We start from the raw sequence: 12,003 nt of genomic DNA on the forward strand, positions 1-12,003 counted from the left end.
CCTTGGTGCGTGGAGTCAACTTACGCTGTTACTTGATAATGCAAGTGCCCATCAGGTAGGTCACCTTGCAGAAATACTCTGATGGATTGGAGTAAGGGAAGAAAACAAAACCTACAATTGTACCGGACCGGATGAACTGAGCATATTGTCACCCTTGCGAATCCTAGCAGATTACAACCCCGCTAGAGGGCTACCAGGAACAGGACATATAGTGGAATAAGCATAGGGGATCATAAAGGGGTGTTCCCCCGCCTACTAAGCGGGGGAGGGGAGAGGGACTATTCAAACCCCTTAAAGTAAAAACTGGGGGCGTAGCCTGACCAACTGAACTCAAAGGAGCCAACTGTCTTGATAAGATCGCCTTTGTTCATACCGATAAGCTTTTTCAGTGCCTTGGCATCGTGGGCAGCCTCATAGGCAGTCAAGAAGCCGGACTCCTTCAAGATGAAGGTGATTGTATCTGTCGTGTAACTTTTCAGTCGCTCGGGTGTGGGAACCCATTGGGCTATAGCCTTCTCCTTAGCGTTAGGAGCGTGGGGGAGAGTGGCCATCATAACGTCCACCATCGGGCAGTAGCCGGTGCCGTCCAAACGCTCGACGATAAAGCTCATGGTACTGGCGATCTCGCTTCGCAACGCCTCAATACTTTTGCTGCTATCAGCAATGGTATCCGGCAGGGCGCGTCCAAAGGTTGCTTTGCCAGCAACGGACAAAAGGCTCGACAAAACAACTGATAGTTGGAAACGCTGTGAAGCCTCTGCGTCGCTTCCCCACGCCTCAACGGCTGCGCGTCTTAGCATTATCTTGTGGTCTGCAACCACCGAACTACTCAAAGAGGTAGCGGGATCACTATCGGCAGCCTTTCTTTTGGGCACATTGGGAGCCTGCTTATTCCCGTCATCCAATTGCAAGGGTTGGGCTGTATTGGTGAGAGCGGGATCAATCCCCGCCGCCCAGTTCGCCTGTTCAGTGATTTCTGCAGCTTCCGCCACTGCATCACAGTGCTTCGCAACACACGTTTTGAAGCAATCTGGGTCGGTACAACGATCTTCGAGCACATCACCTGCGGTATCAATGCGGTCATCGAGCAATGCAACACGCTTCGAGCAAGGTAAACAGCCATCAAACATCTGCTCTGCGCCAACGGTGTCATGGCTTACATGGTTAATCGAACCTTGGGACACTTCGGATAGAACAATGATGGTGCCGTAACGCTCGGTGAGTTCGCCCTTGCGGGCCGCAACCATAGCTGCAGTTTTTTGTTTAAAGCACACAAGATTCCGGCAAACAGCCCCGTCAACAACAGCGAACTCATTAAACAGGCTGGATTGTTGCTGGCTGTTGTGAATGCAGGAGGCGCAATCTCCTACATCAAAACGCGCAGAGGAAATCGGTGCCGAGGCTTTACCAAGCAAGGCTTTGAGCGCATCCACGCTAAGGCTTTTCTCAGTAATTGAGGGCAACAGAGCGTTCTGCGCCTCAGCACTGATACCTGCGAGCAAATCGGCATGGCGAAGTGAAACCAATTTGGCTGAGATTGCATCAAGCACTGCCGGAGTGCAGCGAGTAAGATGCAGGCGCTGTTTGAGGCGACCCAGCGACCAACCGAGTTGCTTACGGGCTTCTTCGTAATCACCATTGCATAGAGCTAGTGCCGTTTGTGCTGCGTGGGCTTCATCAACCGGCCCCATGTCTTCCCGCTGCAGGTTCTCCATCATGCCAATAGCAACGCCTTCTGAGTCACTGCAATTGACGACAAGGGCGGGGAGCGGGCAACCCACAATTTTGGCGGCATCCCAACGGCCATATCCTGCTAACAGCTCGAAAACACCTGCCACTTCTGGATGGGGGCGAACCGTCACCGATTGGATGATCCCGCGCAGCCTTACATCAGCGAGAAAATCCGTCCACTTGGTATTGTTGCGGCTGCCGCGACGGACGTTGCCCCAGGGGGCTGCGACTACCTGATCAACAGTGAGCATCACCAAAGAATCATCCGTGTGGTTGGAGGCGCCTTGTTTCAATGCGTTCATGTTCATAACCCCATTCTGGTTTCAATGGGGTTATGATCCCACGGCATCGGTCAATGCAAGGGAGGGCAAACCAATAATCATTAGTTGGGGCTATCAAATAGCAGACGAATATCTTTCGTCAATGAACAACCCCCCTGTCAGCAGGTGGGGGGGTACATCATTCCTCAAGCGGCCATTTGATTTACTGAATGTGTGGCTGAATCTGCCAATTCCTTTTCAAGTTGCCGCAAAAATGGGATCAGTTCATCAAGCTCTGCTTGGGCGCTGAATGGCTTCGCTGCCTCAGTGCGATAGTCGGTAGCGTTCTTTGTCCAAGTAGCCATTTGGGCCGTGGCTATGTTTGGTAAGCGCGGCAAGGTATCGACGAGCACGACAAAGGCGGCCATCACAGCGTTAATGCTATTGCGCTCTAAATTTCTCAGCTCGTAGTGATGACCAGAGGGGCCGCGAACTGTGAACTCGGTGGCGAAGCACAACTTGGCGAAATACGGCTTTTCATAGACCAGAGTAGCCCCCCGGTAAGTAGCCATGTCGTGTTGACTGCCAATATCTGCACGGTAGTTCAGTCTGCCATATTTTGAACCGACAGCCGGGGCGGCGGCGGTTATGTTTAGACGATCTGTAGCCGTCGAATCCACCCCCATTTTTTCATATGTCACACCATCCACAGTGATCAACAACTCATCCGCCGTGGCCGCAATGTTAGCTGCATCGGCTCGAATCATCTGTATTTTGGTCGCCAAGGTTGCGCTTCTTTGCTCAAGGGATTGTGCCTGGTCGTCCAATCTGACGCGATTCCGGAACCAGTTATTCCGGGCTGCCTCAAGCTTTCGCAGCTTTGCTTTGCCTTTGACATGAGCCAGGATTCGCGGGTCATCGGCTACGATGGCGCTTAACTCGGCATAATCAATCGCTTCATTTTGCTCTGTGTAGTGCCGGACTGAGCTATCGAGTTGACGGAAACGGCTGATAAAGCGCTGCTTGGTGTTGAGCAAACCCAGTTGCCAAGCATCAAGACAGCGACGGGTGATTGGCACAACAATATCAATGGTGAACTCGGGGTCATTCGCCCATAACAGATTGCCTTGGCGCTCAATGCGGCCAGCTCGTTGCGCCAAATCACCGGGCCGATATGGGAGATCGAAGTGAACCAACGAAACCAAACGCCGGTTGATATTGAGCCCAGAGCCTGCCAGTTCAGTAGAGCCAAGCAAAATTCGGATCTGCCCCTCATTCATCATGTCACGCAACGCTTCCTTTCTGGTGTCCGTCCGGTAATCGTGGATCACTGCGATCTCGTTGCGGGGGACGCCACCCTCAACCAATTTTTCTACCAGCTCATCGTAGAGGCTGAATGAACTGCAGACCATGGCGGTAAGTTCGAGTTCGTCTAGGCCTTCAATACGCTCTAACGCTTCTTCATCGCCCTGCCTAGCAAGGTTGAATATTGCCGCCCACTCTTTCGAAGCTCCGGCACGATGGCGAGCGGGAATGCTGCGATCCATGAAGACCATCTGAGTACCGCGAACGCTAGTTGTCGTTTGATATTTTTCGAGCAGGTAGCGCACTACGGTATTAATTTTGCTGTCCTGGTAGTCCGGTGCGTCTGGGTACACAAGCCGAGCATCGAGAGAGAGCATTCGCCCCCGGTTGAGCAGTTTAAGGGGGTTGTTCTCCCGGTTATCGACTCGAGAATATGCACTGACGATTTCGGCGAAGCCGTTTTCCTGGTGCTCATTGGGTTCAATCACCAGCTCGATGATCTTGCCCCCTGTGAGGGGAGGTATAGCACTGCGGCCATCAGCTAGTTTTGGCAAGACATTAGGCAACTGCTCAGAAGTAACTACATCAGCGAAGCTTGAGTAGATAGCTTGAAGCTCTGTCAAATTTGTGAATGTACTAATTCGAGTTCTCATCTTGTAGCCGCGCCCGGACGCCGCCAATTCATAATCTGTCACTGGCTGGGCGAAAACTGCACTGAATGCGTCAAAGTGGGTCAGCTTTGCTGACTGAGTAAAATCTTCGGCCATCACTCGCAGATGTCGATGTGCTTCCACAACGGAGTTGAGGATTGGTGTTCCGGTAGCCTCAACATATCGCCCACCGGCACGCAGAACAGCACGGCTTTTGATAAATAGATCAAAGGCACGCTTACTGCCTGATGCCTGGCCCATGCCGGCAACGCTTTGCAGGGATGAAGAATAACTTAGGTTCTTACCGAATTGGCTCTCATCAATGATTAGAGTTGTGATCCTTAGGTCAGCAAAGTCGAGCATTTCATCAGTGCGTTTGTTCACCAGTTCTTCGAGTTCTGCTTCTTTGCGCTGGATCCGCGTCTGCATCCGGCGTACAGATAACCGCTCATTTTTCAGCTCCGACAAACACCGGTGAAGATCATCAATCTCTGCTTCCAACATTTCGACTAAGAGATCGTGAGGGGCTGGGATTAGCCCGAACACACTCAGCGGGATGATGCATAGATCGAAGTCTGTCATTGCAAGGCGGGCTAAGGCTGTGCGGCGTGTGGCCGGGGTCATCATCGTTTTATCGAGCACAAAGATGTTCATGCCAGGGAAAATAAATTGTGCAGCGGTGGCATGCTGAGCAACAAGATGATTAGGCGCGACCAGCACTACACGCTCATATTTATTAATGCGTCTTAGTTCGCTTGCCGCGCCAATCATTGTGAACGTTTTTCCGGCGCCGACAGCGTGATCGATCAAAGTGCACGACTCATGAATGACCCGAGCAATGGCGTTTCTCTGTGTGTGATATAGGTCTACTGCACTACCAGTTAAAGGCAGGCGTGAGCCATTATATTTTGGGGCAACAAAGCCGTTGAAATGTGCGTTATAAGCAAGCTCAATTTCGTTGCGGCGTTCGGAATCATCCAGCACCCACGACTCCCAGGCCGCCTTAATTTCCTCTGCTTTGTGTTGGGCGGCCATTGTTTCGTCCGGGTTCGGAACAGTCGTATTAGATATGCTCGGATGTGGATCGCGTACCTCAATCGCGCGATTGTTCAAAATCGCGGCGCTGCGTACCCCATTCAGAGGTTAAGACGGTTTGAGGAAGAGAGCCATGCGAAACATGATACTCGTTGTCGATAAGGGTAACTTGTGCATTCAATTTGGGCTGATCGACCAGATGGCGGATAAAATCGGCGTGGAAATGGTTAGGCAGCCAACGGGAGTTCATCGGTGCAAAAATGTCTACCGCCTTGATGGGGGAGGGCATGACTCGCTGCAGTTTGGCAACATTGATAGCAAACAGAGGGTCGGATTCGGCCGCTCCTTGTGCAGCCTCAATCTTGCTGGGGATGTAACCTGAAAGGTACTTTGCAGCAATGACCAGGTTGCCACTATCTGGTTCGGCAAATGCCAGAGATTGTTCGGCCAACTGATGCAAAAGTTCTTGGTCTGTCCCTTTAAAGCCGACCAGATCCCGAACGTATGAAAGATCGACCTCACCCTTGTAGCTCACGGAAATTAGCACGGCGTCGGCAAGGTTCGCGGCATAGCTGGGAGTGATCAACGGAGTGATTGCGCGGCGGGTGAACAGATCCCCCTTACTCCATTGCTCTTTACGCTCTGCGATGCCCTCCTTTTCGGCAACCGTGGTACTGATCGGTGCGATGTAGTCCAGCTCGAGAGCACGTAAGCGGTAATACCACGGATCTTCCCCAAGTACAGATTTGTTTTTTGAGGCGTGGAACGGACCGAAGTCGGCAGTAAAGCGGTCATAGGTTGCATTAAGATCAGCCCTAATAGCTCGCAAGCTGGTGTCTGGCGCATTGCTTTGCTCTGCGTTGATGAGTGATGCCAAGACCCTCTTAACTCTCAGCATGGCCGATATACGCAGCCTATCCTTGGCTGATTTAAACTCGCACTGTTGGAACGTGGGCACCTTAGCCCCGTTTTCATCAACATGATCTGCCACTCGACGCATCAACTCGCCCGCCGGAGTTTGGCAAAACTCATATGGCCCAACATCGCTCATACCAGCGGGGGCAGAAATGACGCCTTTCCTTGCAACTGGAACCGTAGACTTACGGTAAAATAAGGGGTTGGAAGTCTGGATATCGAGGATTTCAGTTACAACACTCGCAAGATCACGGCCAGGGTCTGCAACGTTGCAAGACACATTGAAGGTGCTAGGAGCTGAGATTTTGCCGGCGACGAGTTCAGGACGATCCACAAACAAGCGATTCACACGATATGCCGAGCCTGCTTCGTCGTTGACCTCTACGGTGTCGATCCATGAAGGGTTTTCTTCCGGGTGCTGGCAGGCTTGAAAGACCAGAATATCGGTAACAACGTTGGCTCCTTCACCCTTGAACACCGAATTCGGCAGACGACAGGCTGCAACCAAATTTCCCCTGGCCGAGAGAGATAGCCGCGCATCGTTATCTTTCGAGTCCATTACCCAGCTTGATACGACAACAGCCATTAGCCCGCCGTGGTGCAGTTCGCTCAACCCCCTAATCAGAAAGTAGGCATGTAGTGGAAGAGTGCCAAATGCTCTATCCCTGGCAGGAACAGAGCAGTATGGCGGGTTTCCAATAACTAGGGAAAAGTCGCCACTATTCGGGAGCTTTACTTGCTCGAACGGCTGATTGACATAGATCTTGGCTGCAGGGTTCAGCAGGCGGGCGATAGTCCCTGTCAGGCCATCCAACTCAACAGCAAAGGATTTCATCGCTGAAAGAGTCGCTGGGCGCCCCGCCAAAAATTTACCTGAGCCTGTAGCGAAATCGAGTAATAGACCTTCCTGCACACCCAGGCGTGCCACCGCACGATACATGGCATCAATAATCCATTCGGAGGTGTAATAGGAGGTCAATACAGATGCTTCCAACGCAGCGAATTCTGCTTGAGTGACTAGCGATTTCAATTCGGCATGCTGGGGGTGTTCTGGCTCAAAGAGTCCTGATAGTTGACCCCATCCGGTATACTGAGTAAGGACATCACGCTCGACGTCAGATACAGCCAGCGAGCCATCAGCCAAGCAGCGCTTTACAATTTTGATCGCTTCAATATTGCACCTGATTTTTTGGGACACCGTTTTTGCGATGACGGTTGTTTTGTGCCCTGAAAGGGGAGGGCAGAACAAGTAATCAAGGAAAGCCGTTGCGTTCAAAAAGGACATTTATAGCACCCGTAGACGATTTTTTTGCTTACTTCGATCATCCCCCAGATCTTCGCAATGCAACTGGCGCCATGAGCGCACTGACGGGCAAATCCATTCCGTCAGCAAGTTGCAGGTATTCACTGGCGAGCCCGCCAGTCACAGCCTCCTGAACACACGCCTGATTAGCCCCCAGTTCTGATTGGTGTTGGCCTGCACTATCAATGTGCTCGCGGTACAGCAAGTGGCCCGGAAGATCTCACTCGTGTGCTAGGCCCAGGCTTTTGTCTGTGTGCATGCTGAATTCGGGCCTCTGTGCTACGGCGTCTTTCAAGGCACCCCCTGAGCGGCTAGCGTCGGGGCTGGTGACCTGGTGTGGGATGCCTACTGGTTGATTTCAGGGAAGGGGGCACCAGTGAGCTTGTGCGAAGTGTTCAACGGATCCTGGGTCGGTGCAGGTGTTTAGTGGGGCCTGCAATGGTGGTGGCGGGATCTAGTTGGTGTGCTTGCCGAGTTCTGGACCCAGTACCCTTGAAGGACCAGATGTTACGGACCCCTGGCCACAGTGGATTCGGCGTCCTGGGAGACCTGCACCGGTGCCGGTGAGCGGAGGGGCCTGGGGATGGTTGTGGGCTTTTGTCGGTGTGCATGCCGATCTCGGGACCCAGGGCTCCGGTTTAGCTCGCTTCGGCCGAGAGGAGGGGAGGGATCTGACATGCCTTGGGCCGCTGTGAGCTCAGCGTCCAAGGGGGCACGCCGGTACCACTGAGCTGGTACGTAGGTTCAGAGTGGTTAGGGCTGGTTCCGGAGGTCAGGTGTATAGTTCGGCGCTGCTAGCACTGTAGGTGGAAGCGAGCTGCCGACCGGCTTGATATTTGGGGTCGACACGGCTGGTGACCTGAGGGCCCTTGCCGGGGTGAATGTAGAGTTCGGGAACCTTTATCCGATGGTGCTTACTGCGCCTCCAGAGCGGCCAGCTCTGGTGTCATTGATCTGGTGCACGGAGCTAAGAACGACCTCAACCAGTGATATGGATTAGCATCCAGTGGCTGCAGGTGGCAATGGACCACCGAGCTAATCGATGTTCAGCGTTTACGCTGCCGGTGTGGTAGGGCTGGATCGCCCCGGACCTGTGCCGAGCTGGTTGAGAGATCAAGTCCACAGCGTCCGGCGAAGTCGGCGGCCTGAATACCTGTGTTGAAGGGGCGGCCGCCTTGCATTGGTAAAACCAGTGGGAGAATTAGCACTGAGAAACTGATGGCCATTGTGTGAAAACCACACAATGCCGGCACAAGTAGAGTGTGCATCTTTACAAAGAACCGGCAATGTCGAAGATACGTGAAAGGGGAGACCACCGGCTCCTTACGCGAAAGCAAGCTGATTGGAAAGCAAGGAATCAAAGACCATGGAAATGACATTTACAGCATTGATAGCACTTGGTGTGAGCTGGTCGGCCGGTGCCGTTCTTGAGGTGTCATCACATGACGCGGATGTGCGGAAGATGGTTCTTGATGATATAGCCGAGGATGGCGACAAGCAGTTTATTGAAGCTCTCGGCGCTGGTTTGTCGAAGTCCGGCCTTATCAAGGTTCATGCCGAACTGGTAGGCTGGCCGAGCGAGTATGAGACGAGCGAGTACAGGCTGATCAGCGCCACTACAGTATTGGCTCCCGAGCTGGCTAACGTCATGGCGGCTGATATGCTCGCAGCAACAAGCAACTGATCGAGGGAAAATGGGGTTGAACTTTAAACAATATGGTAAACCAACATCGGTTAGAAATTTAGGCATAAGGTTACATCCGATAGCTGGATTGATAGTTCTTATTGCGATATTTTCTTTGATTGTTTTGGTCGATATATCAATTAGATATGAGAGTTTATGCTTGACCTTTCTATGCGTGTTTTTGGCAGGCGTAGTGATGGGGGTGGTGGCCATTGGAACATCTAGAGCCTGGTGTAAAGAACCCACAAATGACATTGAGTGATGATTACTTGGGAAAAACGATGAATATTCTGCAAGCGGGTAGCAAAGAAGTTGCACTTAAGCTGATTGAAGGTCAGGCCGCCCGCATCGTTGAACTGGATTACGCCGATGGTGCCATAGACCAGTTTGAGCTGGGTCGGTTGGGACGAAAATGCGGAGTAGCCGTGTTGCACCGCGGGCAAGAAGTGATCATTGTTCAAAGCATCCGAGCCTTACGTGATGGGCTCAAATCTGAAAAAGATACGTACCGGCAACGCCATCTCTATTGCATGTTTGACCTCGCAGCTTGCCTACCAGAGGAGGTGAAGTGGGTTGAATCGAGGGCTGCGTTCTTAGGGGACTGCATTCTTCGTGGTGAGCTGCTGGAGACTCCATATAACGCGCAGTCGTGGGCTCATTAAGCCCGTCATATTGAGGTAAAGGAACCGTGAGCGACCGACTCCCTAAAGGACTCTCCTTTAAGGCCGCAACAGGCCAGTGGCAGGCGCAGTACAATGGGCTGCGGGTTACTTACAACACTGCCCGCTATGGAGACATTGCTGAGGGCTTGGCTCGTCGTGCGCTGGAACGGATGCTGGCCGGGAATTTTGACCAAGTAGCAGATGATCTACTTCTCAAGTATTCATGGCGCATGGACGATGCAGCCAAGCAGTTGGGCCTATCGCTTGGCCAGCTTCGACAGTGGATACTGACGGGCACAGTTAACGGTAAGGAAATTCGATCACCCAAACGTGATGTTCAAGGGGTAGATCGGATCAGCGGATATGAGCTAATGATGGCGCAAGAACGTTTGCGGCTTGAGTAAGAGGGAATACGGCATGGCTGAACAGAACTGCGGTTGTTGTGGGGCGAAGCTAGAGCCCCGGAATGGGCCGGATACCCTGAGTGGGGAGACATGGGCGCACCCTGTTGCAGAATGTCCCTGGTCAAATTGGGAGGGGCTGACGATGGCTCAGGTTGTGGCGCTGGGCCGGATTACCACGTTGCAGAATTTGACTTTCAGGCTGGCCGAAGATCTGGATTATCTGGCCGAGAGCACCGAACTAGACGACTCTGATCGCCGCCATATCGAAGAAATGCAGCAGCTGATTTCGGATACCCAAGTCGAAGTTGGTAAGTAAGAGAAAAAACACCAATGAAGATCAAGCAAATGGCGCTTGGCTCCGTTGTACTGGCGTCTTGGCCGAGTGCAGAAACCCGGCAGAACGCTTTGCCGACCGAATGGATAACAGTATTTGCCTTGCCCTTACGTAGGCTTATCGACGACTGTTGTAGGCCTTGCAGCAGGCTGGTGAGTCAATGCAGGAGGCAGGTAAGGCCATTGAACCTCAACGCCCTATCGTCACCAACTGCGTCAAGATGCTGCCGGGCACCGCGCTGATCACCACTTATTGAAATTGGAAAAACCTAATCCGCCCCTTGAGGCGGATTTTTATTATCCGTTACTGCGCCCGGCGGGTCTGTGCTGCCGGTGCCATAGGTGGCTGCGGGCCTCCGCGGTCCCGGCGCCGAGGGTAGCCACTGTTGGCGGGGTGGATCCGGTACTGCGTCCGGTGGGTCTGTGCTGCAGGTGGCCCCGGGCCGCTGCGTGCTCCACGCCCTGGGTGGCCACTGCTGGCGGTGGGATCTGGCGCAGTGTCCGGTGTTGCCGGTGCAGCAGGTGGCCCCGGGCTGCTGCGAGCTTGTCGCCCAGGTTGGCCACTGCAGGCGGTGGGATCTGGCGCTGTGTCCGGTGTTGCCGGTGCCGTAGGTGGCTGCGGGCCACCGCGGTCCCGGCGCCGAGGGTGGCCACTGCTGGCAGGGTGGATCCGGTACTGCGTCCGGTGGGTCGGTGCTGCAGGTGGCTGCGGGCCACCGCGGTCCCGGCGCCGAGGGTGGCCACTGCTGGCAGGGTGGATCCGGTACTGCGTCCGGTGGGTCGGTGCTGCAGGTAGCTCCGTACAGATGCAAGCTCGTCGCCCTGGTTGGCCACTGCTGGCGGTGGGATCTGGCACAGTGTCCGGTGTTGCCGGTGCCGTAGGTGGCTGCGGACCTCCGCGGTCCTGGCGCCGAGGGTGGCCAACGCCGGCGGGGTGGATCCGGCACTGCGTCCGGTGGGTCGGTGCTGCAGGTAGCTCCGTACAGCTGCGAGCCGGCGCCCTGGGTGGCCACTGCTGGCGGGGTGATCAGGTACTGCACCAGTTGGGTCGGTGTAGCCGGTGGCCCCGGGCAGTTGCGAGCCGGCGCCCAGGGTGGCCATCGACCGGGTGGGGGTCGGTGCACCAGGTGGCTGCGGGCCTCCGCGGTCCCGCCGGCGGGGTGTATCAGGTAATGCATCCGGCGGGTCTGTGCTTCCGGTGGCCTCAGGCCACTGCGAGCTCAACGCCCTGGGTGGCCACTGCCGGCTGGGTGATCAGGTGCTGCGCCAGTTGGGTCGGTGTAGCCGGTGGCCCCGGGCAGTTGCGAGCCGGCACCCAGGGGGCCACAGCCGGCGGGTGATCCGGAACTGCATCCGGCGGGTCTGTGCGCCCCGTGTTGCCGGTGCAGCAAGTGGCCCCTGGACGCCGCGGTCTCAGCGCTCAGGTTGGTCACTGCCGGTGGGGTGGTGCCGGTACTGGGTCCGGCGGGTCTGTGCTGCCGGTGGCCTCGGGTCGCTGCGGTTTCGGGCAGAGGTTACCCAGCGGTGGCGGGGTGACCCGGCGCTTCGCCTAGTGGGAAGGAGTAGCAGGTGGCCCTGGGCCGCTGGGAGTCCGACGACCAGGGTGACCACAGCCGGCGTGTGATTCGGTGTTTCGCCCGGTGGGAAGGAGTAACAGGTGGTACTGGGCTACTGCGAGATCGTCACCCAAAGTAGCCGTCGACCGGGTGGGAGGCCGGTGC

8 protein-coding genes are annotated in these 12,003 nt (G+C 54.8%); 5 read left to right on the top strand and 3 right to left on the bottom strand.

Annotated features, from left to right (window positions below; genetic code table 11):
• Positions 1 to 278: 278 nt before the first annotated feature.
• The 3 genes from ACF2JD_RS21435 to ACF2JD_RS21445 all read right to left on the bottom strand — a co-directional run bounded on the left by ACF2JD_RS21435 (position 279) and on the right by ACF2JD_RS21445 (position 7,181).
• Positions 279 to 2,033 carry a PRTRC system ParB family protein gene (locus ACF2JD_RS21435; RefSeq protein ID WP_440988139.1) on the bottom strand — a complete coding sequence of 585 codons (1,755 nt, stop codon included), beginning with the start codon at positions 2,031 to 2,033 and terminating at the stop codon, positions 279 to 281.
• A gap of 164 nt (positions 2,034 to 2,197) precedes the next feature.
• Positions 2,198 to 4,981: a helicase-related protein gene (locus ACF2JD_RS21440; RefSeq protein WP_440988140.1), complete on the bottom strand. Its 2,784-nt coding sequence runs from the start codon at positions 4,979 to 4,981 to the stop codon at positions 2,198 to 2,200.
• 58 nt (positions 4,982 to 5,039) lie between these two features.
• A complete protein-coding gene (locus tag ACF2JD_RS21445) occupies positions 5,040 to 7,181 on the bottom strand; it encodes a hypothetical protein (RefSeq protein WP_440988141.1) in 2,142 nt (713 codons plus the stop codon).
• A gap of 1,384 nt (positions 7,182 to 8,565) precedes the next feature.
• Between ACF2JD_RS21445 and ACF2JD_RS21450 the strand changes: the two genes are divergently transcribed.
• The 5 genes from ACF2JD_RS21450 (at position 8,566) to ACF2JD_RS21470 (ending at position 10,894) form a co-directional block, all read left to right on the top strand.
• Positions 8,566 to 8,883 carry a hypothetical protein gene (locus ACF2JD_RS21450; protein ID WP_103828380.1) on the top strand — a complete coding sequence of 106 codons (318 nt, stop codon included), beginning with the start codon at positions 8,566 to 8,568 and terminating at the stop codon, positions 8,881 to 8,883.
• 248 nt (positions 8,884 to 9,131) lie between these two features.
• On the top strand, positions 9,132 to 9,545 hold the full coding sequence (locus ACF2JD_RS21455; protein WP_206618415.1) for a hypothetical protein: 414 nt from the start codon (positions 9,132 to 9,134) through the stop codon (positions 9,543 to 9,545).
• A 26-nt stretch (positions 9,546 to 9,571) separates the two neighbouring features.
• On the top strand, positions 9,572 to 9,949 hold the full coding sequence (locus tag ACF2JD_RS21460; protein WP_103828379.1) for a hypothetical protein: 378 nt from the start codon (positions 9,572 to 9,574) through the stop codon (positions 9,947 to 9,949).
• Between the two features lie 13 nt (positions 9,950 to 9,962).
• Positions 9,963 to 10,265: a hypothetical protein gene (locus ACF2JD_RS21465; protein ID WP_103828378.1), complete on the top strand. Its 303-nt coding sequence runs from the start codon at positions 9,963 to 9,965 to the stop codon at positions 10,263 to 10,265.
• A gap of 440 nt (positions 10,266 to 10,705) precedes the next feature.
• Entirely contained in the window at positions 10,706 to 10,894 is a 189-nt protein-coding gene (locus ACF2JD_RS21470) for a hypothetical protein (RefSeq protein ID WP_103828377.1), read from the top strand.
• The last annotated feature ends 1,109 nt before the right edge of the window (positions 10,895 to 12,003 follow it).

The sequence above is a fragment of the Aeromonas ichthyocola genome, assembly GCF_046087985.1.
In the GTDB taxonomy this organism is placed as follows: Bacteria; Pseudomonadota; Gammaproteobacteria; order Enterobacterales; family Aeromonadaceae; genus Aeromonas; species Aeromonas rivipollensis.